This is a genomic window from Amycolatopsis sp. lyj-108 (genome assembly GCF_046549005.1).
GTDB lineage: Bacteria > Actinomycetota > Actinomycetes > Mycobacteriales > Pseudonocardiaceae > Amycolatopsis.
Genome location: NZ_JAJPWQ010000004.1, coordinates 331,281 through 351,031, shown reverse-complemented (window position 1 = coordinate 351,031; position 19,751 = coordinate 331,281). Strand labels below are relative to the sequence as shown.

Annotated in this window: 24 protein-coding genes; 19 read left to right on the top strand and 5 right to left on the bottom strand. The window is 68.5% G+C overall.

Annotation, left to right across the window (positions count from 1 at the left end; all coding sequences use genetic code 11):
- The first annotated feature begins 30 nt into the window (after nt 1-30).
- From dop to prcA, 4 genes are all read left to right on the top strand, one after another.
- Nucleotides 31-1,533 carry a depupylase/deamidase Dop gene (gene dop / locus ACLJO0_RS17695; RefSeq protein WP_076161912.1) on the top strand — a complete coding sequence of 501 codons (1,503 nt, stop codon included), beginning with the start codon at nt 31-33 and terminating at the stop codon, nt 1,531-1,533.
- Between the two features lie 97 nt (nt 1,534-1,630).
- A complete protein-coding gene (locus ACLJO0_RS17690; RefSeq protein ID WP_037319666.1) occupies nt 1,631-1,825 on the top strand; it encodes a ubiquitin-like protein Pup in 195 nt (64 codons plus the stop codon).
- Nucleotides 1,826-1,898: 73 nt separating this feature from the next.
- Nucleotides 1,899-2,735, top strand: a complete 837-nt coding sequence (gene prcB / locus ACLJO0_RS17685; protein ID WP_125794113.1) for a proteasome subunit beta — start codon at nt 1,899-1,901, stop codon at nt 2,733-2,735.
- 51 nt (nt 2,736-2,786) lie between these two features.
- Entirely contained in the window at nt 2,787-3,533 is a 747-nt protein-coding gene (gene prcA / locus ACLJO0_RS17680) for a proteasome subunit alpha (protein ID WP_410579588.1), read from the top strand.
- Between the two features lie 157 nt (nt 3,534-3,690).
- Here the strand turns inward: prcA and ACLJO0_RS17675 are convergent, their stop codons facing one another.
- Complete coding sequence (locus ACLJO0_RS17675) at nt 3,691-4,329, bottom strand: RICIN domain-containing protein (protein ID WP_410579587.1); 639 nt, start codon at nt 4,327-4,329, stop codon at nt 3,691-3,693.
- A gap of 282 nt (nt 4,330-4,611) precedes the next feature.
- Here ACLJO0_RS17675 and ACLJO0_RS17670 point away from each other — a divergent pair, with 282 nt between their 5' ends.
- Nucleotides 4,612-5,586 carry an ArsR/SmtB family transcription factor gene (locus ACLJO0_RS17670; protein ID WP_410579586.1) on the top strand — a complete coding sequence of 325 codons (975 nt, stop codon included), beginning with the start codon at nt 4,612-4,614 and terminating at the stop codon, nt 5,584-5,586.
- On the opposite strand, the gene ACLJO0_RS17665 is transcribed toward ACLJO0_RS17670, so the two are convergent.
- Nucleotides 5,583-7,061: a bifunctional phosphatase PAP2/diacylglycerol kinase family protein gene (locus ACLJO0_RS17665; RefSeq protein ID WP_410579585.1), complete on the bottom strand. Its 1,479-nt coding sequence runs from the start codon at nt 7,059-7,061 to the stop codon at nt 5,583-5,585. The two genes, ACLJO0_RS17670 and ACLJO0_RS17665, sit on opposite strands and share 4 nt — an antisense overlap.
- A gap of 147 nt (nt 7,062-7,208) precedes the next feature.
- On the opposite strand from ACLJO0_RS17665, the gene pafA reads away from it, so the two are divergent.
- The 8 genes from pafA (at nt 7,209) to ACLJO0_RS17625 (ending at nt 13,452) form a co-directional block, all read left to right on the top strand.
- On the top strand, nt 7,209-8,567 hold the full coding sequence (gene pafA / locus ACLJO0_RS17660) for a Pup--protein ligase (RefSeq protein WP_037319655.1): 1,359 nt from the start codon (nt 7,209-7,211) through the stop codon (nt 8,565-8,567).
- A gap of 89 nt (nt 8,568-8,656) precedes the next feature.
- Nucleotides 8,657-9,379, top strand: a complete 723-nt coding sequence (locus ACLJO0_RS17655) for a hypothetical protein (protein WP_410579584.1) — start codon at nt 8,657-8,659, stop codon at nt 9,377-9,379.
- A complete protein-coding gene (locus ACLJO0_RS17650; protein WP_410579583.1) occupies nt 9,379-9,702 on the top strand; it encodes a hypothetical protein in 324 nt (107 codons plus the stop codon). Before ACLJO0_RS17655 ends, ACLJO0_RS17650 begins: the two co-directional genes overlap by 1 nt.
- Before the next feature lie 24 nt (nt 9,703-9,726).
- Nucleotides 9,727-10,485: a hypothetical protein gene (locus ACLJO0_RS17645; RefSeq protein ID WP_410579582.1), complete on the top strand. Its 759-nt coding sequence runs from the start codon at nt 9,727-9,729 to the stop codon at nt 10,483-10,485.
- A complete protein-coding gene (locus ACLJO0_RS17640) occupies nt 10,482-11,042 on the top strand; it encodes a hypothetical protein (RefSeq protein ID WP_410579581.1) in 561 nt (186 codons plus the stop codon). Before ACLJO0_RS17645 ends, ACLJO0_RS17640 begins: the two co-directional genes overlap by 4 nt.
- 76 nt (nt 11,043-11,118) lie before the next feature.
- Nucleotides 11,119-12,162 (top strand): WD40/YVTN/BNR-like repeat-containing protein, encoded by a 1,044-nt coding sequence (locus ACLJO0_RS17635; RefSeq protein ID WP_410579580.1) that lies wholly within the window; start codon nt 11,119-11,121, stop codon nt 12,160-12,162.
- Nucleotides 12,163-12,174: 12 nt separating this feature from the next.
- Nucleotides 12,175-12,516 (top strand): ArsR/SmtB family transcription factor, encoded by a 342-nt coding sequence (locus ACLJO0_RS17630; protein ID WP_125787707.1) that lies wholly within the window; start codon nt 12,175-12,177, stop codon nt 12,514-12,516.
- 72 nt (nt 12,517-12,588) lie between these two features.
- A complete protein-coding gene (locus tag ACLJO0_RS17625) occupies nt 12,589-13,452 on the top strand; it encodes a TIGR03620 family F420-dependent LLM class oxidoreductase (RefSeq protein WP_410579579.1) in 864 nt (287 codons plus the stop codon).
- Here the strand turns inward: ACLJO0_RS17625 and ACLJO0_RS17620 are convergent.
- The 3 genes from ACLJO0_RS17620 to ACLJO0_RS17610 are packed head-to-tail and all read right to left on the bottom strand — an operon-like array spanning nt 13,449 to nt 15,572.
- Complete coding sequence (locus tag ACLJO0_RS17620; protein ID WP_410579578.1) at nt 13,449-14,147, bottom strand: SDR family oxidoreductase; 699 nt, start codon at nt 14,145-14,147, stop codon at nt 13,449-13,451. The genes ACLJO0_RS17625 and ACLJO0_RS17620 overlap by 4 nt on opposite strands.
- Nucleotides 14,144-14,596 carry an SRPBCC family protein gene (locus ACLJO0_RS17615; protein ID WP_410579577.1) on the bottom strand — a complete coding sequence of 151 codons (453 nt, stop codon included), beginning with the start codon at nt 14,594-14,596 and terminating at the stop codon, nt 14,144-14,146. The genes ACLJO0_RS17620 and ACLJO0_RS17615 overlap by 4 nt, the downstream gene beginning before the upstream one ends.
- A 37-nt stretch (nt 14,597-14,633) precedes the next feature.
- Entirely contained in the window at nt 14,634-15,572 is a 939-nt protein-coding gene (locus ACLJO0_RS17610; protein ID WP_410579576.1) for an NADP-dependent oxidoreductase, read from the bottom strand.
- 103 nt (nt 15,573-15,675) lie between these two features.
- Between ACLJO0_RS17610 and ACLJO0_RS17605 the strand changes: the two genes are divergently transcribed.
- The 6 genes from ACLJO0_RS17605 (at nt 15,676) to tatC (ending at nt 19,745) form a co-directional block, all read left to right on the top strand.
- Complete coding sequence (locus ACLJO0_RS17605) at nt 15,676-16,107, top strand: winged helix-turn-helix transcriptional regulator (RefSeq protein ID WP_125794099.1); 432 nt, start codon at nt 15,676-15,678, stop codon at nt 16,105-16,107.
- A 9-nt stretch (nt 16,108-16,116) separates the two neighbouring features.
- Nucleotides 16,117-17,097 (top strand): helix-turn-helix transcriptional regulator, encoded by a 981-nt coding sequence (locus ACLJO0_RS17600; RefSeq protein WP_125794098.1) that lies wholly within the window; start codon nt 16,117-16,119, stop codon nt 17,095-17,097.
- On the top strand, nt 17,094-18,071 hold the full coding sequence (locus tag ACLJO0_RS17595) for a helix-turn-helix transcriptional regulator (RefSeq protein WP_410579575.1): 978 nt from the start codon (nt 17,094-17,096) through the stop codon (nt 18,069-18,071). The genes ACLJO0_RS17600 and ACLJO0_RS17595 overlap by 4 nt, the downstream gene beginning before the upstream one ends.
- A gap of 9 nt (nt 18,072-18,080) precedes the next feature.
- Entirely contained in the window at nt 18,081-18,290 is a 210-nt protein-coding gene (locus tag ACLJO0_RS17590) for a bacteriophage holin (RefSeq protein ID WP_125787713.1), read from the top strand.
- A gap of 38 nt (nt 18,291-18,328) precedes the next feature.
- The gene (gene tatA / locus ACLJO0_RS17585) at nt 18,329-18,661 is read left to right on the top strand and encodes a Sec-independent protein translocase subunit TatA (RefSeq protein WP_125794096.1); all 333 of its coding nucleotides are present in this window, start codon (nt 18,329-18,331) and stop codon (nt 18,659-18,661) included.
- Between the two features lie 112 nt (nt 18,662-18,773).
- A complete protein-coding gene (tatC, locus tag ACLJO0_RS17580) occupies nt 18,774-19,745 on the top strand; it encodes a twin-arginine translocase subunit TatC (RefSeq protein WP_410579574.1) in 972 nt (323 codons plus the stop codon).
- Nucleotides 19,746-19,751: the final 6 nt, after the last annotated feature.

The window sequence follows — 19,751 nt, the reverse complement described above, 5'->3', positions numbered from 1 at the left end:
GCACGGCCCCGACCCCGTAGGGTGGTGGGTATGCGGCGGATCATGGGAACCGAAGTCGAGTACGGCATCGCGGTGCCGGGCGACGCGACGGCGAACCCGGTACTCACCTCGACCCAGGTCGTGCTGGCCTACGCGGCCGCGGCCGACATCCCGCGGGCCAGGCGGGCACGGTGGGACTACGAGGTGGAATCGCCACTGCGGGACGCCCGCGGGTTCGACCTGACCGGCCCGAGCGGCCCCGGGCACGACCCGGACGTCGAGGACCTCGGCGCGGCGAACGTCATCCTGACCAACGGGGCGCGGCTGTACGTCGACCACGCGCACCCGGAGTACTCGGCGCCCGAGGTGACGAACGCGCGCGACGCGGTCATCTGGGACAAGGCGGGCGAACGGGTCATGGAGGAGGCGGCGCGCAAGGCCGCCACCGTCCCCGGTCAGCCGCCTTTGCAGTTGTACAAGAACAACGTCGACGGCAAGGGCGCGAGCTACGGCACGCACGAGAACTACCTGATGCAGCGCTCGACCCCGTTCACAGCGGTGATCGCGGGGCTGACGCCGTTCTTCGCGTCCCGGCAGGTGATGACCGGTTCGGGACGGGTCGGTGTCGGGCAGCAGAGCGAGGAAGCCGGTTTCCAGCTCTCGCAGCGCTCCGACTACATCGAGGTCGAGGTCGGCCTGGAGACGACGCTCAAACGCGGGATCATCAACACCCGCGACGAGCCGCACGCCGACGCGGACAAGTACCGCCGTCTGCACGTCATCATCGGCGACGCGAACCTGGCCGAGTACTCCACGTACCTCAAGGTCGGCACGACGGCGCTCGTGTTGGACCTGATCGAGGCGGGCATCCGGTTCGACGACCTGAAGCTGGACGAGCCGGTGCGGGCCGTGCACCAGATCAGCCACGACCCGACGTTGAAGGCGAAGGTGTCGCTGGCCAACGGGCGCAAGTACACCGGGCTGGATCTCCAGTTCGCCTATCACGAGATCGCGTCGGCGAACCTGGAGCGCACCGGCGCGGACGAGGCCTCCAAGGAGGTCCTGCGGGTCTGGGGCGAGATCCTGGACGCACTGGCGCGGGACCCCCAGGAATGCGCGGACAGGCTGGACTGGCCGGCGAAGCTGCGGTTGCTCGAGGGCTACCGCGCGCGGGACCAGCTGGCCTGGGGCGCGCCGCGGTTGCGGCTGGTCGACCTGCAGTACTCGGATGTCCGCTTGGACAAGGGCCTGTACAACAGGCTCGTCACCAGGGGCTCGATGAAGCGCCTGGTGACCGAGGAGGAGGTGCTGGAGGCGGTCACGACGCCGCCTTCGGACACCAGGGCCTATTTCCGGGGCCGCGCGCTGGAGAAGTACGCCAGCTCCATCGCCGCGGCGTCGTGGGATTCGGTCATCTTCGACGTCGGCAGGGAATCGCTGGTGCGGATCCCGACGTTGGAGCCGTTGCGGGGCACGAAGGCCCACGTGGGGAAGTTGCTGGACGACTCCGCGACCGCCGAGGAGCTGGTGGAGGCGCTCACCGGTTCGGACTAGCGGGATTTCCTTTCATCGGGGTTAAGCGATCACGGATCCCACGGAATGTCGGGACCGCTGGGTAGGCTAGGAAACATCGGCCACACCGGGAGGCGAGATGGCTCAGGAAAAGATCGAAAAGCACGGCGGCGGCGACTCGGACGAAGAGTTCGAGGACGGCGGTCCGGCGGGTCAGGAACGGCGCGAGAAGCTCGGCGAGGACGTCGACACGATCCTCGACGAGATCGACGACGTGCTCGAGGAGAACGCCGAGGACTTCGTCCGCGCCTACGTGCAAAAGGGCGGCGAGTAACTCGTCTTCCGGCGGCCAGGGCGGCCGCCTGTGCGGAGCCGGTGGATCACACAGATTGGAACTTTGAGCACGTATGGAACACACCTCGGGTAAGTCGGCGCTGCCCGCCGCGTACTTCTCGTCGGCGACCTCGTCGTTCTCGGACTTCCTTCGGGCGCAGGCGCCCGAGCTGCTCCCGGAGCGGCGGGTCTCGGCCGGGGCGGGCGGGCTGGACGCCCCGCACGGGACGACGATCGTCGCGGTCAAGTTCGCGGGTGGGGTGCTGATCGCCGGTGACCGGCGGGCCACGTCGGGCAATCTGATCGCTTCGCGCGACATGGAGAAGGTGCACCTCACCGACGAGTACTCGGCGGTGGGCATCGCGGGCTCGGCCGGGCTCGCGATCGAGATGGTGCGGCTGTACGCGGTCGAACTGGCGCACTACGAGAAGATCGAGGGTGTTTCGCTCTCGCTCGACGGCAAGACGAACAAGCTCGCCGGGCTGGTGAAGTCCAATCTGGAGATGGCGATGGCGGGGCTGGCCGTGCTGCCGTTGTTCGTCGGGTACGACCTCGACGCGGAGGACGCGAAGCACGCGGGCCGGATCGTCTCGTACGACGCGACCGGCGGACGTTACGAGGAGAGCGCTGGCTACCACGCCATCGGCTCGGGATCGCTGTTCGCGAAGGGCTCGCTGAAGAAGCTGTACGACCCGGACGCGGACGTCGAAGCCGCGATCCGGACGGCGGTGGAGGCGCTGTACGACGCGGCGGACGACGACACCGCGACCGGCGGCCCGGATCTGGTACGCCGGATCTTCCCGACGATCGTGACGGTCACCGCGGAGCAGGGTGCGGTGGCGGTGCCGCTCGAGAAGACGACCGCGGTGGCCGAGGCCATCGTGGCCGCACGAGCCGAGCGCGGGCGCTAGCCCTCTCCCTGTCCCCTTCCCGATGAGAGTCCGAAAGAGCGGAGCACCACAGTGACGATGCCGTTGTACGCCTCTCCCGAGCAGCTGATGCGGGAGCGTTCCGAGATCGCGCGCAAGGGCATCGCGCGTGGCCGGAGCGTGGTCGTGCTCAAGTACCGCGGTGGCGTGCTGTTCGTGGCCGAGAACCCCTCGGCGACGTTGCACAAGGTGTCGGAGATCTACGACAGGATCGGTTTCGCGGCCGTGGGCCGCTACAGCGAGTTCGAGAACCTTCGCGTCGCTGGCATCCGGCACGCGGACCTGAAGGGCTACCAGTACGACCGGCGGGATGTCAGCGCGCGTGCGCTGGCGAACGCGTATGCCGCGACGCTGGGCAGCATCTTCACCGAGCAGCTGAAGCCGTTCGAGGTGGAGGTCTGCGTAGCCGAGGTCGGCGCGACCGCGGACGAGGACCAGCTGTACCGGCTGACCTACGACGGTTCGATCTTCGACGAGCCGAAGTTCGTCGTGATGGGCGGTCAGGCCGACACGCTCACCACGAAGCTCAAGGACAGCTACGAGTCGGACATGGAGCTGGAAGCGGCGCTCGGCGTCGCGGTGAAGGCGTTGCGCGCCAACACCCCCACGCCCACGAACGGCGACTCGGACCCGGTGAAGCTCGAGGTCGCCGTGCTGGAGCGGGATCGGCGCGGACGTAAGTTCCGCCGGGTCGCCGGTGCCGCGCTCGACGCGCTTCTGCCCCCCGAGCCGGAAGAGCCCGCGGAGGACGAAGCCGAGGGCGAGTCCAAGAAGGACTGAGTCTCAAGTACCGGAAGGCCCCCTTCCTTTGCGCTGGACGCAAGGAAGGGGGCCTTCCTGTTGCCGAAACGCCGTGAAGGCCTCCTTCCCTACCTTGAGAGTAGGGAAGGAGGCCTTCACGACGTCAGGTCGCGTCGGTCAAGCGACCGGTTCGGCCTCAGGCGGGGCCGTTGCCCCACCACTGGCTGCGGCCACCGGCGATGAAGCTCCACAGCTGGAGCCGCGTGCCGTTGCTGGCCGAGTTGCCCTCCGCGGTCAGGTAACGGCCGCTGCTCGGGTTCTGGAAGCGGACGTAACCCTCGGGGTTGACGGTGCCGCCCCACCACTGGTTCTTGGCACCGGCGATGAAGTCCCAGAGCTGGACGATGGTGCCGTTCTTGTTGATGGTGTTGAGGTCCGCGTCCAGGTAGCGGCCGCTGGCCACGTTCTGGAAGCGGGTGTAACCCTCGGGGTTGTCGGTGATGTAGAACGCCTGGTGGTCCGCGTCGAAGTTGCAGTCCCAGAGCTGCATCCTGGTGCCGTTGCGGTTGATGGTGTTCAGGTCGGCGTCCCAGCACTTGTTCGTGTCGAGCCCGGACGGGATGAGGAACATGTCCGCGTCGGCGATGCCGGCGGCCTGCGTGCGCGCGCCGGTGGAGGTGCGCTTGACCGGGATGAGCTTCATCCCGTGCACGCTGACCGTCTTGAACCCGTCGCCGGTGGGCTGCGGGGCCGCGGTGGCGGCGGGTGCGGTGACCAGGGTCAGGACACCCGCGGCGGCGGCGATGATTCCCGCAAGGCGCTTCATTTTCGTCATTTATTCCCCTTTTGTGGAAAGCGTTTTCTCCCAGTGAGGTGAAGGGAAGGCAGCCGTCGTCAGGCCGCGATGAATCGCAGCCCGAAGGCACAGCCGATGAATCCCCTCGTGGAAGGCTCCGCGTAAACCCCCGAGAAGCGGGCCTTCTCCGAACATCATTCAGGTCTGAACCACGGCCGTCGAGGAGATTTCCGGGAGCGGCAATAGGGCAGTTCAGCGATGTAACGGAATGGCCTGGTTCACGATCACACGGCGACGACTTCGAGCAAGGCGAGGCTATCCGTGCGAATCGAGCTGACGTTGCAGGACCTGACGCGCGTCAGGCTCGCGCCCGAAGCGGATCCCTTGGCCGAGCTGGTTTCCAGTCTTCAGATCCTGCAGCGGCGCGACGCGGGCTCGGCGTTGTTCAACCGGTGGCGGCACCGTGTCCGGCTCGGGCTGGTGGAGTCGGCTTCGGTGCTGCTGTGGTTGTGCCGCCCGTACGCGCCGATTCCGGCGTTTCTCGTTCCGGAAGCCGACGAAGCCGGTTTGGAGGCGGGGCTCGCGGAGATCGCCCGGACCGACTCAGTGGGCTTGAAGTCGGCGTTGCGCGATGTCGCGGTGAACCGGGAGCTGCCCGCCTGGGCGGCGGGATTGCCGGATGGGGACACCGCCGGGCTGCCGAAGCTCGTCCAGGCGATGCAGGACTACTTCGACCTCTCGCTTGCGCCGGGATGGGAAGCGGCGCGGGCCCAGGTGGACGCGGACCGGGGGATGCGTGCGCAGCTGATGCTGAACGAAGGGGTGGACGCGGCGCTGACGAGCCTGCGGCCGCTGGTGCGCTGGTCGTCCCCGGTACTGGAGGTCGGCGACGGGATCGTCGGTTCCTGCGGCGCGGACGGAGCCGGGCTGATGATCTCGCCGACGTATTTCGCGGTGTGCCCGGTGGTCGTCCCGGCGACGGGCCGGGGACCCGTTCGGCTGCTTTACCCGTCGGTGCGGCAGGCGGCCCAGTCGACCGGGTACGGCCGCGACGTACGAAGATCGCCGGACACCGCACTGGCCGACCTGCTCGGGCCGACCAGGGCGGCGACGTTGGCTGTTCTAGCGGTCGGGTGCAGCACGTCGGAGCTGGCCGTCCGGCTCGGCGTGACTCCGTCGGCGGTCAGCAAGCACACCTCCGTGTTGCGGCGCGCGGGGCTGATCACCACCGAACGTGACCGCAACGCGGTGCTGCACTCGCTGACGCCGCTGGGCAGCGCCATGCTGGACGCCTAGAGCCGGTAGATGGTGAGCGCGCTGGGCCGCGACCGGAAGCGGAAGTCGTTGCCGAGCGGACCGACCTCGCCGTCGGTGGCGACGCGGCGATTGCCGTCGAGCAGCCGGACGTGCAGTTCCGGGACGTCGAGTTCCTGGTAGACGTGGCTGGCGTTGAGACTGTTCGTGATCGTGGCGAGGATGAACCGTGCCCGCGAGTACGGCACGTCGGCCCGTAGGTAGCGGACGTCGAGAAGGCCGGTGTCGAGCGCCGGGCGGCGAGAAGGCGCGAGCCCCTTGGGCGAGTAGGTGCCGTTGCCCACGAACAGCAGCCAGATGCTGGTGTGCTTGCCGTTGAGGGTCACTTCGAGCGGTTTCGCGCGCCGGAGGGTGCGGGCGAGCGCGATCGCCGCGGACGGCCACTTCGGATGCCGCTTCTGCAGCCTTTCCCGGATCCGGACCATTTCCGGGTAGCCGCCGAGGCTGGCGGTGTTCACGAAGTAGCGGTGGTCGTCGCCGTCGTTGATCTCGACCTCGCCGAGGTCGACGCCGACGGCGTTGCCCGCTTCGGTGGCGGCGTCCGCGTCGGGCATCGAGCGCATGCCGACGTCGCGGGCGAAGTGGTTGAGGGTGCCGGCCGGGATGAGCGCGAGCGGCAGGTCGTGGTCGGACGCGACGGCGGCCACCGCGGCGACCGTCCCGTCACCGCCGGCGACACCGAGTGCGCGCACGGTGTTGTCGCGGGCGGCGATCTCCTCGCAGAGCTGCTCGCGCAGGTCCCGTTTCGCGTCCGGGTACAGGATGGTGGCCTTGGGCCAGGCGAAGCGGGCTTCCTCGGTCGGGTCCTGGCCGTCGATCCCCGAATGCGGGTTGACCAGGACGAGCATGTCCTCCCCGTCGCGCATCTCCGGCGCTTCGGCGGTGTGCGCGGTGCGGCCGGGGACGTCGGGGTGCAGCGGCCACCAGTGCCGCGTCAGCAGGCCGGCACCGATACCGATGCCGATGCCCACGCCGACGTCGCTGGGCCAGTGGACGCCCGTGTGGACCCGGGAATAGGCCACGGCGGCGGCCAGCGGGACGAGTGCGGCGCCGGTCTTGGGCGATTCCATCGCGACGGCCGTGACGAAGGCCGCCGCCGACGCCGAGTGTCCGGACGGGAACGACGACGAGGTCGGCCGCCGGACGAGGCGCCGGTGCATCGGCACTTCTTCGGCCGCGGGACGGCGGCGGGGGAACAGCGGCTTGCCGATCAGGTTCGCCGCGGCGCTGGCCCCGGCGATGGCCGCCACGCCGCGGAGCGCGCCCCGGCGCGTCGGACCCTTCTTCGCCGCGAGCAGGACCGCGACACACCACCAAAGCTTGGATTTGTCCGCACTTTTGGAGAGCGAGGTGATCACGTCGTCGGCCCGCGTCCTCGGGAGCGCGGCGCTCCGGGCCATCAGCCTCCGGTCAGTCCTTCCGACCTTGCGGAAAGGGCGTTTGAGCTGCTTTAACACGGATTCACCGCTTCCGGGTCGGGACGTCATGCGCGTGATACCCGATCGGGACGTCCCGCACACCTTTCACCGAATGCAACGTACCGACCGCGTGTCGCCGCCCGAACGGCGCACCGTCACCGGGCCCTCACCGCCTACTCTGGTGGAATGCAGCGGCGGATCTTTGGCATCGAGACCGAGTTCGGGGTCACGTGCACCTTTCACGGGCAACGCAGGCTCTCCCCGGACGAAGTGGCGCGTTACCTGTTTCGGCGTGTCGTGTCCTGGGGGCGTTCGTCGAACGTCTTCCTGTCGAACGGCTCGCGGCTCTACCTCGACGTGGGCTCCCACCCGGAGTACGCGACGGCCGAATGCGATGACCTCGTCCAGCTCGTCACCCATGACAAGGCGGGGGAGCGCATCCTCGAGGACCTCCTCGTCGACGCCGAGCGGCGGCTGGCGGACGAGGGCATCGGCGGCGACATCTTCCTGTTCAAGAACAACACCGACTCGGCGGGCAACTCCTACGGCTGCCACGAGAACTACCTCGTGACCCGTGCCGGGGAGTTCTCCCGGATCGCCGACGTGCTGCTGCCGTTCCTGGTGACCCGGCAGCTGATCTGCGGCGCGGGCAAGGTGCTGCAGACGCCGCGCGGCGCGGTGTACTGCCTGTCCCAGCGAGCGGAACACATCTGGGAAGGCGTCTCCAGCGCCACCACGCGCTCGCGGCCGATCATCAACACGCGCGACGAGCCGCACGCCGACGCCGAACGCTACCGGCGCCTGCACGTGATCGTCGGCGACTCGAACATGGCCGAACCGACCACGATGCTCAAGGTCGGCTCGGCGCATCTGGTGCTGGAGATGATCGAGGCGGGTGTCCAGTTCCGCGACTTCACCCTGGACAACCCGATAAGGGCCATCCGCGAGATCAGCCACGACCTCACCGGCCGCCGCCAGGTGCGGCTCGCCGGCGGCCGCGAGGCGTCCGCGCTCGACATCCAGCGCGAGTACCACGCGCGTGCCGTCCAGCACGTCAAGGAAACCGGTTCGTCGCCGCAGTCCGAGCGCGTCGTCGAGCTGTGGGGCCGGGCGCTGGAGGCGGTCGAGCAGCAGGACTTCAGCAAGATCGACACCGAGATCGACTGGGCGATCAAGCACCGGCTGGTCGAGCGCTACCGCAACAAGCACGACCTCGACCTGTCGAGCCCGCGGATCGCTCAGCTCGACCTGGCCTACCACGACATCCGGCGCGGCCGCGGCATCTTCGACCTGCTGCAGCGGAAGGGCCTCGTGCGGCGGGTCACCGACGACGGCGAGATCGAACTGGCCAAGGACACCCCGCCGCAGACCACGCGCGCGAAGCTGCGCGGCGACTTCATCGCCGCCGCGCAGGCCGCCGGGCGTGACTTCACCGTGGACTGGGTGCACCTCAAGCTGAACGACCAGGCCCAGCGGACCGTGCTGTGCAAGGACCCGTTCCGTTCGGTGGACGAACGGGTCGAAAGGCTCATTTCCTCACTCTGATCGACACCCGGCTCAGAGTCGACCGACACGCGATCGTCACTCCAGGTACCGTGGAGGTCGCTGTGGGTTCTGAGCCGGGGAGGGCGAGGATGGACGACGAGCGGTGGGCGTTCGAGGAAGAGCTGGAACAGGACGACGATCCACCGAGGTCGTCCACCGCTGAACCGGTTCCCGAAGCCGACCGGATCGCCGGGCGGGATCAGGACGGTGTCGTCACCGTGGTCGTCTCACCGGATGCGGACGTCTTCGCGGTGGCCCTCTCTCCGGAGTGGAAACGGTCGGTCGACCCACGCGGGCTGCACAGCGCTGTGGCAGCGGCGGCGAACGCCGCCACGATCGCCGCTTTGGCCCGGCAAGTGGACGACGTCGCCCGCAACCCGCCCGCCATGCCGACCTTCGGCGCGACACCCGCGTCCATCGCCGACGAGTCACCCCTCGGCACACAGGACATGCTTCGTCTCGTGGAAGCCGCGACCGCCGAGTTGGCGCAGTTCACTCAGCGGGCCGCCGAGGTCGTCGACCGCCGCATCACCGTCGAGAGCGGTGGTGGCCATGTCCGTGGTTCGGTGACCAACGGGCAGATCGTCGACGTGGAAATCGACCAGTCCTGGGTGGCGCAGGTCCGGACGGGCGAGATCGAGAGCGAACTCCTCGACGTGCTCCGCCGCCTTCGCGGGGCCAGTGCTCCGCCGGGCCTCGCCGACGGCCCGCAAGGGCCCGCGATCGCCGAGATCATGGGCCTGCTCTTCGACCCGCACCGGATGGCGCGCCGCGTCGGTCTCGAACCGTCGATCAGTAAGGAGCAGCCGTAATGGCGGACGACTACGACCTCGCACTGGCGCTGGACGCACTTCGTTCGGACGCGGACCTGTGGGACAGGGCCGCGGACGATCTCGCCGCTCCTCGTGCGGCGATCGATCCGCTGGGTCTGGGACCCGGCGACGTCATGTCGTACGCGGCGGCGAAGGGACTCGACAAGCAGTACAACCAGGCCCGCGCCCTCATCCAGGACATGATCGACCAAGCGGGAAGCAACTTCCGTGCGCTGTCCACCTCCTTGCGCGCGGCCGCCGATCGGTACGCCCACGACGAGGACCAGCACGCGCTCGACATCGATCGCGCCGGCCGCGGCTAGCGACACATCCGAGGGGAATCCACCATGACGGCCGCTGGAGCGAATCCGGTCATCGACCAGTCGATGGAAAAGCTTCGTGAAATCGAAGACAAGATCCGTGAGTTGTTCGACCAGGTGAACAGCGTGATGAGCTGGGTGCCGGACATCCTCTCGGATCTGATCGAACCCGTCCGCCGGGTCATGAACGAGCTCAACCAGAAGGTGACCGAGCTATGGGACGCGACCAAGAAGTTCGTCACGGACCGTGGAGATCCCGCGAAGCTGAGGCAAGTGGCCGCCGAGTGGTCGGATCGGATCGGTAGCGGTATCGGCGAGATCGCCGGCTCGGTATCGTTGGACAAGCTCAAGACGAACATCGAGTGGAGTGGCAAGGCGGCCGAGACATACAAGGTCACGGTGCCCGCTCAGGTCGCGGGGCTGAACTCGCTCAAGGATCTGGGGTTACAGATCCGGAACTCGCTCGTCAACCTCGCCAATGGTCTGGAGAGTTTCTGGATTCAGATATATGGAACCCTTTCGGCTTTGGGTATCGCTGTCGCCGTGGCCATCGTCAGTGCCATCAGCGTTGTCGGCATCCCAGCCGCGGTCGTGATTCTAATCGGCGTGATCGGTGCCGGTATCGCGTCGATCTTCACTACCATCAGCGCGGTGGATTCACTCACCAACAGCATCGGAGTGGAACAAACCGCTATTGAGGACAAGGTGAACTCGCTCGGCGCCACGTGGCCAAGGACCAACACGGAATCGATGTCGCATTCATCGGACTGGAAGCGGCAACCGTGACCTACCCGACCGTGTGGCCGACGGAGCCCTATCGTCCTCTCCCGCCCGCGATGATCGGCACCATTCGCGAAATCGCCACCAGTCTCGGGATCGGAACGGGTGCCGTCGGCCTGGTCATGGTGGTGGTCATCCAGATCGCGGGGCGGATTCTTCCGACGTCGAGTGACGGCGCCAATGTCGTCACCATGGGAATGGCCACTTTCGCGGCCGTCGCGCTGTTGTTGTCGGGTATCGCCATGATGACGGCACGGCCGCTCGTGAGAACCGGCAGCGTGGAGACGAAAGGCGCCATCCTCCTGCGAGGAGTCGAGGCAGGGTTGTGCGGCGGTGCTCTTTTCGCGACGGCGATCTTCTTGATCTTTTATGTTTCCCGTGTCGCCACATCCGGTCAATACGACCCCCAGGACACCATTGAAGTGACGCCTGGCATCGTGATGTACACGCTCCTGCCGGTTCTCGCCCTGATCCTCACGATCGTCAACGCCGTCGTCGCTCACCGGTTGCTCTTCCCGACGGTCGAGAAGGTGCGGAAGCATCTCGAGCGAGAGTCCGGCTGACTCGGGTCTCGCCACGTCGCCGTCGAGCGGACTAGGGTTGCCCGCGCGGTTCTTCGACCGAGGGAGAGGTGCGCCGATGCGCCGATCGTTGCTGGTCCTGCTGGGAGCGGTCGTCCCGTTGGCGTTCACCGGGGTCGCGCAAGCCGCGCCGGAATGTCCCGAGCCGAGGTGGACGGAGACTCCGACGGGTACGGAGTCGCAACTGCGCGGGCTCGCCGCGGTGGACTCGCGTACGGCGTGGGTCAGCGGGAGCGGGGGCACCATCCTGCGCACCACCGACCGCGGTCGCACCTGGAAGCCGGTCGCCCCGGCGGGCACCGAGGCGCTCGACTTCCGTGACATCGAGGCCTTCGACGCCGACCACGCCGTCGCCCTGTCCATCGGGCCCGGCGACGCGTCCCGGATCTATCGCACCGACGACGGCGGCAAGAGCTGGCGACTGTCCTTCCAGAACAGTGACCCGGCCGCCTTCTATGACTGCGTCGCGTTCTTCGACCACCGGCGCGGCCTCGCGATGAGCGATCCGGTGGACGGCAAGTTCCGGTTGCAGTCCACTTCGGACGGCGGGCGGTCCTGGCAGCCCGTGCCATCGGAGGGGATGGTCCCCGCGCTCGACGGCGAGTTCGGGTTCGCCGCCAGCGGCCAGTGCCTCACCACCTCGGGCCCGCGTGACGCCTGGATCGCGACCGGCGGTGGCGCCCGCGCACGGGTCCTGCACTCCGGCGACGGCGGGAAGACCTGGGAGGCCGCGGACACCCCGTTGCCCAGCGGCGCCTCCGCCGGGGTCTTCTCGGTGACGTTCCGCGACCCGCGGCACGGCGTGGCCATCGGCGGCGATTACGCGGCGCCGAACGCGCCGGGGCCGGCGGTCGCGCTGAGCGCGGACAGGGGACGCACGTGGCGGACGCCGTCCGAGGCGCCGGTCGGCTACCGCTCCGGGCTGGCCTGGCTGGGGAACACGGTCATCGCCGTCGGCCCCGGCGGGAGCGATCTGAGCCCGGACGGCGGGCGGCACTGGAAGTCGTTCGACACCGGATCGCTGGACTCGGTCGACTGCGCGCGCGGCGCCTGCTGGGCGAGCGGGGCGAAAGGCAGGGCCGCCCGGCTCGGCGGGGTTTAAGCTCGAAGGATCATGACCGCACAAGCCGAACCCGTCCCGGAGACCACCGAGCATCTCGTCGAGGTGTTGAAGGCGCTCGCCAACCCGATCCGCCTCCAGGTGCTCGGGTGGCTGCGTGAACCGGACCGGCACTTCCCGCCGGAGAACGCGATCGCCGACCAGAACGAGGTCGGCGTCTGCGTCAGTCATCTCCAGGCGAAGCTGGGGCTCGCGCAATCCACCGTGTCCGCGTACATGGCGTTGCTGCAGCGCGCGGGGCTCGTCCGGTCCACACGCGTGGGGAAGTGGACGCACTACCGCCGTGACGAACAGCGGATCGCGCAGCTCGTCGACCTGCTGGGACGCTCCATCTGAGCTCAGGTCGAGTGCAACATATCGAACATCTGCGATACTTCGATATGTTGCACTCGACCTGAGGAGAGACAGATGGAACTGGGGCGTTTCGGGATCTGGACGTTCGACTTCGAAGATCAGCCCGCGAGCATGCTGCGGGATTCGGTGCGGGAACTGGAAGAACTCGGGTGGCCGTCGATCTGGATCCCGGAACGGGACGGGCGGGAAGCCCTGACCCACGCCGGATTCCTGCTCGCGTCCACCGAACGCATGGCCGTGGTCAACGGGATCGCGCGGATCGGCTCCCGCGGTGCGCGCTGGACCCGCGGCGCCGCGCTCCTGCTGGCCGACGCCTATCCGGGCCGGCACGTCCTGGGGCTCGGCTTCGGTGGCGCGCGTCCCGGCGTCAAGCCGCTGGAGGCCATGAACGGCTACCTCGACGAACTCGACACGGTCACGAGCGCCAACCCGTTGCCCGCCGTGCCGATCCGGCGCCTGCTGGCCGCGTACGGGCCGAAGATGCTCGAACTGGCCCGAGACCGGTCCGAGGGTGCGCACACCTATCACGTGCCGGTGTCGCACACCGTCAAGGCGAGGGAAGTGCTGGGGGAGAAGGCCTTCCTCGGCGTCGAGCACGCTGTGCTGTTCGAAACCGACCCTGGCAAGGCGCGCGGGATCGCTCGCGAGCATCTGCACGGCTACCTGACGTCGGAGTACAACGTCGCCAAGTTCCTCCGTCTCGGTTACACGGAAGCCGACCTCGACGGTGGCCGCGGCAGCGACCGGCTCGTCGACGATCTCGTGTTCTGGGGCGACCTCGACACCGTCACCGCGAAACTGCGCGGCCATCTCGACGCGGGCGCCGACCACGTCGGGATCCAGGTCATCGGCGTCGAACCCGGCGAGTCGGCCATGCCGCACTGGCGACGGCTGGCCGAGTCGCTGCTGCCGGGCTAGCGGATCTGCCCGGTCGGGCGGACCACGATCTCGTTGACGTCGACCGAGGGCGGTTGCTCCAGCGCGTAGAGCACCGCCCTCGCGATGTCGTCGGGTTCCAGTTTCGGCTTGGACTTCGAGTCCTCGGGGATCATCGAGGTGTCCACCAGGCCCGGCTGTACGACGGTGACCCGGACGCCGGTGCCGACGGCCTCCTCGCGGATCGATCCGGCGAGCCCGGTCACCGCCCATTTCGTCGCCGAGTAGAGGTTCCCCGGCCGGTGGTAGCGCCCCGCGACCGAACCGGTGAGCACGAGGTGCCCCTTCGATTCCGCCAGCGACGGCAGGGTCGCCCGTGCGGTGAGGGCGGTGCCGTAGACGTTCGTCAGCACCATGTCCCGCCACTGCTCGGGCTCCGCGCCGCCGTCGCCGAAGAACGAGACCACGACGCTTTGCCCCGCGTTGGCGAACACCGCGTCCAGCCCGCCGAAGGTGGACTTCACCGTCTCGACCGCGGAGGACAGCGAACCCCAGTCGGTGACGTCGACCGCGAGCGCGAGGGCGCGATCCTCGCCGAACTCGGCGACGAGGGGGAGCAGCGCCTCGCGGTCGCGGGCGAGCAACGCCAGCCGGAACCCGGCCGCGGCCGCCCGGCGTGCGGTGGCCTCGCCGAGACCGCGGGAGGCGCCGGTGATCAGCAGTACTCGATCGTTCATGCCTCCAAACTAGGCGGCGTGTACGTCTCCCATTCGGGCACCGGTTCGCCGGTGAGGGAAGCTCCGAGCCGGTCGAGATAGAAGTGCCAGCCCTTGGCGATGTCCGAGGTGTCCCAATCCGGCTTGGGCATCCGGTGTACGAAGTCGAGCACCGTTCCGTCGCCGCGCGGTGTCAGCGTCAGCTCCACCCGCCAGGTCGGCTCGTCGGTGTTGTGCAGATCCATGGCCAGCCGTTTCGGCGGATCACATTCACGGATGACGGCGGGCGACGGTTCGGAGCCCTCCTCCGCGGTCATCAGCAGCATGATCGTGTTGCCGACCCCTGTTTCGCCCGTCCACGTGCCGATCCAGCGGGCCGTGCGCTCGGATTCGGTGAGCGCGGACCAGACGTCTTCGATCGGGTCCGGGTACTCACGCCGGAGTTCGAGCCGGGTTTCGTTCTTGTCCATGATGCGAAGATAACCGTAGGCTTAATTAAGCGTCAACTTATTCGTTGGTCAGCACCAGTCGTCCGCGGAGCCCGCCCGTGGCAAGGCGCTCGTGCGCTTTCGCCGCCTCGTCCAAGGGCGACGTGTCCGCGACCCGCAGCGCGAGCGTGCCTTCGTCGACGAGGGCCGCCAGATCGGCCAACGCGGCGCCGTCCGCTCGGATCCAGACGTGCTCGACCCTGATGCCGCGCAAGGGAATCGGAGCCGCTCCGGCCGCGAACACCACGAACCGGCCACGGTTCGCCACGGCGTCCAGGGCTTCGAGCCCGAGCAACGCGGTGTCGAGCGCCGCATCGACACCGCCGGGGATCACCGCGCGCACGCGATCGGCCAGGAAGTCGCCGCGAGGCACGAAAACCTCCGCGCCGAACCCTCGGACCAGTGCCTCGTCGGCGGAACCGGCGACCGCCACCACGCGGAAACCGCGGGCCTTGGCCAAGGTGACCGCGTAGCCGCCGACGGCACCCGCCGCACCGGTCACCAGGACCGTCGCAGCCGATGGCAGGTCGAGCAGATCGAGGGCCTGGACCGCGGTGAGACCGTTCAGCGGCAGCGTCGCGGCCTCTACGAGAGACGCCGTCCGCGGGGCGGCGGCGACCGCGCCCGCGTCGAGCACGACGAACTCGGCGTGCGTGCCGAGCGCCGTCGACGGCCGGTCCCGCAGGCCGATCACGGTGTCGCCCGTGGCGAATCCGGCGACACCGTCGCCCACCGCGTCGATCGTCCCGGCGACATCCCAGCCGATCCCGATCACCTCACGAGGCGGGATGATCCCCGCCTCGGTCAGAAAACCCGAGCGGGTCGCGGCGTCGACCGGGTTGACCCCGGCCGCGGCCACCTTCACCCGTACCTGACCGGTTCCCGGTACGGGCACCGGGATCTCGGTGAACTCAAGGACTTCCGGACCGCCGAACCGGCGGACCACCACTGCGCGCATCATTCTCCTCCAAGGGATCGTTCCCAGCGAACGTATGGGGAGTTACTCTCCATCGGGAAGTACGCACCTCGAGGTGCCCAACCCACGCGGAGGTACGCGCACCGTGGTCACGCGCACGGCACAAGAACGGCGGAACGAGGAGAAACGGGCCTACGACGCCTATCTCGCGGCCTGCCCCGCCCGGAAACTGCTCGACGAGGTCTCGGGTAAGTGGGTGAGCCTCGTCCTCGTCGCCCTCGGAGACGGGCCCCAGCGCTACAGCGACCTCTCCCGCCGGATCGCCGGCGTCAGCCAGAAGATGCTCACGCAGACCCTGCGGACCCTGGAACGCGACGGCCTGCTGACCCGCACGGTCACCGCTTGCGTGCCGGTGCGCGTGGACTACGAACTGACCGAACTCGGCCGGAGCCTCCGGCAACTGCTGGCCGGGATCAAGGACTGGGCCGAGACGCGCTTCGACGAGGTCGAGACCGCCAGGGATCGTTACGACGCGCGATCGGCGGCTGTCACCATCGGGCCGGACGGCGCGGGCTAGGGTAGCCGGGTGTCCACCGCTCGCGCCGAACGTCTGGTCAACCTGGTTCTGGCCCTCCTGTCCACTCGGCAGTACCTCACCGCCGAGCGGATCCGGGGCATCGTGCCCGGGTACGCCGACGCGGCCAGCGACGAGGCGTACTTCCGGATGTTCGAGCGCGACAAGACCGAACTGCGTGAACTCGGCATCCCGCTGGAGACCGGCCGCAATTCCGCGTTCGACGCGATCGACGGTTACCGCATCGCGCGGCGCGACTACGAACTCGGCGAAATCGACCTCGCGCCCGACGAGGCGACCGCGGTCGGCCTCGCCGTCCGGCTCTGGGATTCCCCGGAACTGACCGGTGAGGCCCAAGGCGCGCTGGTGAAGCTCCGCGCGGCGGGCGTCGAGGTCGACGATCACGCCCCGACGGTCGTCGAGCCCCGCGTCCGCGCCGAACCGGCGTTCGGTCCGTTGCTCGCCGCCGTCCAGGCCGGGCAGGCGGTGCGGTTCGAGTACCGCCGCAGCGGTTCGGCCGAACGCAAGATCCGCACCCTCGAACCGTGGGGAGTGGTGTCGTGGCGGGGCCGGTGGTACGTCGTCGGCCACGACAGGGATCGCGGCGCGTCCCGCTGCTTCAGGCTATCGCGCGTGACAGGGAAGGTCGATGCTTTCGGACCGCCCGGCGTCGTCGAGCGTCCGGAAGGGATCAACCTGCTGCGAATGGTCTCGGCCAGCAGCAGTGAGGACCCGTCCGCCGTGACCACGGCCAGTGTCTGGGTCGCTGACGGCAGGGCCGCCGGGGTCCGCCGCCGCGGCCGGGTGGTCGGCCGCAGCGACGCTGGGGGAGAAGAAGGCGACCTCGTGGAGATCGAGCTGTACTACCCCGAATCCGCCGCCGACTGGCTCACCGCCCACGGCCCGGACGTCCTCGTTCTCGAGCCCGAGGTCCTCGCGAAGTCCGTCTTCAGCCGCCTCGAGGCCATCGCGCACGCCGGCGGTGCCCGATGAGCGCCACCGGACGGATGCCGCGGCTGCTCGCGCTCGTGCCGTACCTGCTCGCCAGGCCCGGGATCAAGATCGACGACGCCGCCCACGACTTCGACGTCACGCCCAAGCAGCTGCGCAAGGACCTCGAACTGCTGTGGATGTGCGGGCTGCCCGGCTACGGCCCCGGCGACCTGATCGACCTGTCCTTCGAGGGCGACACGATCGTCGTCACGCACGACGCCGGTATGAACCGCCCGCTGCGGCTCACCGGCGGCGAGGCGACGGCCATGCTCGTCGCGCTGCGGGCGCTGGCCGAGACGCCCGGCGTGGTCGACGCCGACGCGGTCCGCCGCGCCATCGCGAAGATCGAGGTCGCCGCGGGGCAGGCCCAGCCGTCGGGGATCGTCGTCGGCGGGGGAGTGCGGGAAGGCAAGAAGACCGCCGGCACCCGCGAAGCCGTCCGGGCCGCTCTCACCGCGAAGCGCGCGTTGCGGATCCGGTACTACACGGCGTCGAAGGACGCGATCACCGAACGCACCGTCGATCCGATGCGGCTGCTCATCGTGCAGGCGGTCGGCTACCTCGAAGCGTGGTGCCGCCGGGCCGAGGATGTCCGGCTGTTCCGCCTCGACCGTATCGACGAGCTCACCGTGCTCGACGAACCCGCCGTCCCGCCGGCCCACGCGCGGCCCACTGACATTTCCGATGGTGTTTTCCGCCCGCGTCCCGATCAGCAGGAAGCCGTCCTCGTCCTCGACCCCGACACACGCTGGGTAGCCGAGTACTACCCCTGCGAGGAGCTCGACGAGCTCGACGGCGGACGGCTGCGGATCCGGATGCGCTACGCCGACGAGTCCTGGATGGTCCGGCTGATCCTCGGTTTGGGCGGAGACGCACACGTCGAGAGCCCTGCCGCGCTCGGTGAGGCAGTTCGTCGACGCGCGGCCGACGCGCTGGCCCGGGCTCGTCACCTAACGTCAACCTACGAGCAGTAGGGTGACGCCGTGTCGTACCTGCCGAGCATCGCGCTCGCCGTCGCCGGGCTGCTCCTGCTCTTTGTTCTGCTCATCAAATTACGCAGAGTCTTGCGCGTGCTCACCCATACGATGAGCATGGTGGCTACGAACACCCGAAAACGGACAGGGCTCCTTCGCGCCCGGTCGGCCGCGCTTCGCGTGGCGATCGCGGAACGACGTGGGCTCGAAGACCGGTAACATCACACCTGAGAGACTCGAGAAGGAGGCCGCAAACGATGAACGCGCTGCAGCCGTGGCACATCATCATCCTGGTGCTCGTCGTTGTCCTGCTGTTCGGCGCCAAGAGGCTTCCGGACGCCGCGCGGTCCATCGGCAAGTCCATGAAGATCTTCAAGGCCGAGACCAAGGACATGGCCGGAGACAAGGACAAGGCCGCCGAGACCGAAGAGGTCGAGACCAAGCAGCTGCCGCAGGCCACCACGCCCGCGCCCGCCGCGAACGCGGCGGACAAGCAGGTCGCCGACCTCCAGCGTCAGCTCGACGAGCTCAAGAAGCAGCAGGCCGCCACCCCCGCTCCGGCCGAGCAGGCGCAGAAGAACGCCAGCTGAGCCGAGGTCTCGGTAAGCCAGCTTCCAGCCAGCCCAGCGGAGCCTGTTCGCGGATGAGCGCGCCGAAGTCTCGGCGCGCTCATGGTGGACCCTGACGAGAACGGACTGTCCAGTGGCGGATTCCGCCTCCGGTGAGGAGCGCCGCGGCACGAAGCGGCGCAAGCGCAGCCGTCGGAGCAACCCCGACGGCACGATGACGCTCATCGAGCACATCTACGAGTTCCGGCGCCGTCTGGGCTTCGCGCTGCTCGCCATCCTGGCGGGCGGGATCATCGGCTTCCTCTGGTTCCAGACCAGGGTGGGCCCGATCCCGTCGCTCGGCCAGATCATGACCGGCCCGTACTGCGGCATTCCGCACCAGCGCAGGCTCGGTGGTTCCCCGACCGGCCCTTGTCAGCTGCTCCAGACGGTCCCGTTCGAAGCCTTCATGATCCAGCTGAAGGTCGGTATCGCCGCGGGTGCGGTGCTGCTGGCGCCGCTGTGGCTCTACCAGATCTGGGCGTTCATCGCGCCCGGCCTCTACTCGAAGGAGCGCAAGTACGCGCTCACCTTCGTCTTCTTCGCGTCGATCCTCTTCGCCACCGGCGCCGTGCTCGCGTACCTGCTCATCCCGCACGCACTCGAGCTGCTGATGAACTTCGGTGGCGACCAGTTCATCACCGCGCTCACCGGTGACAAGTACATCTCGTTCATCCTGTCGCTGCTGCTGATCTTCGGCGTCAGCTTCGAGCTGCCGCTGTTCGTGGTGATGCTGAACCGCGTCGGCGTCCTGAAGTACCAGATGCTGAAGAAGTGGCGTCGCGGCCTGATCATGGTCGTGTTCGTCTTCGCCGCCTTCGCGACGCCCGGTTCGGACCCCTTCTCGATGATCGCGCTGGCGGGCGCGCTGGTGGTCCTGCTGGAGATGTCGATCCAGATCGCGCGTTTCCACGACCGCAAGCTCGACAAGGAACGCGGCACCGAGGGCTGGGACCAGCTCGACGACGACGAGGCCGCGCCGTTCGACTACACGCCGAGCAAGATCGACGAGGAGCCGTCGGCCGCCACGAACGGCAAGCGCACCAGCACCGACGACGTCACCTGAGCCGGG

Bases quoted from the DNA above. Each gene is read 5' to 3' on its own strand.
- ACLJO0_RS17630 (WP_125787707.1), top strand. From the start codon at position 12,175: ATGACCGCACAAGCCGAACCCGTCCCGGAGACCACCGAGCATCTCGTC.
- ACLJO0_RS17655 (WP_410579584.1), top strand. From the start codon at position 8,657: ATGGACGACGAGCGGTGGGCGTTCGAGGAAGAGCTGGAACAGGACGAC.
- ACLJO0_RS17595 (WP_410579575.1), top strand. From the start codon at position 17,094: ATGAGCGCCACCGGACGGATGCCGCGGCTGCTCGCGCTCGTGCCGTAC.
- ACLJO0_RS17625 (WP_410579579.1), top strand. From the start codon at position 12,589: ATGGAACTGGGGCGTTTCGGGATCTGGACGTTCGACTTCGAAGATCAG.
- ACLJO0_RS17675 (WP_410579587.1), bottom strand. From the start codon at position 4,329: ATGACGAAAATGAAGCGCCTTGCGGGAATCATCGCCGCCGCCGCGGGT.
- prcB (WP_125794113.1), top strand. From the start codon at position 1,899: ATGGAACACACCTCGGGTAAGTCGGCGCTGCCCGCCGCGTACTTCTCG.
- pafA (WP_037319655.1), top strand. From the start codon at position 7,209: ATGCAGCGGCGGATCTTTGGCATCGAGACCGAGTTCGGGGTCACGTGC.
- dop (WP_076161912.1), top strand. From the start codon at position 31: ATGCGGCGGATCATGGGAACCGAAGTCGAGTACGGCATCGCGGTGCCG.
- ACLJO0_RS17690 (WP_037319666.1), top strand. From the start codon at position 1,631: ATGGCTCAGGAAAAGATCGAAAAGCACGGCGGCGGCGACTCGGACGAA.
- ACLJO0_RS17635 (WP_410579580.1), top strand. From the start codon at position 11,119: ATGCGCCGATCGTTGCTGGTCCTGCTGGGAGCGGTCGTCCCGTTGGCG.
- ACLJO0_RS17645 (WP_410579582.1), top strand. From the start codon at position 9,727: ATGACGGCCGCTGGAGCGAATCCGGTCATCGACCAGTCGATGGAAAAG.
- ACLJO0_RS17610 (WP_410579576.1), bottom strand. From the start codon at position 15,572: ATGCGCGCAGTGGTGGTCCGCCGGTTCGGCGGTCCGGAAGTCCTTGAG.
- ACLJO0_RS17650 (WP_410579583.1), top strand. From the start codon at position 9,379: ATGGCGGACGACTACGACCTCGCACTGGCGCTGGACGCACTTCGTTCG.
- tatA (WP_125794096.1), top strand. From the start codon at position 18,329: ATGAACGCGCTGCAGCCGTGGCACATCATCATCCTGGTGCTCGTCGTT.
- ACLJO0_RS17620 (WP_410579578.1), bottom strand. From the start codon at position 14,147: ATGAACGATCGAGTACTGCTGATCACCGGCGCCTCCCGCGGTCTCGGC.
- ACLJO0_RS17615 (WP_410579577.1), bottom strand. From the start codon at position 14,596: ATGGACAAGAACGAAACCCGGCTCGAACTCCGGCGTGAGTACCCGGAC.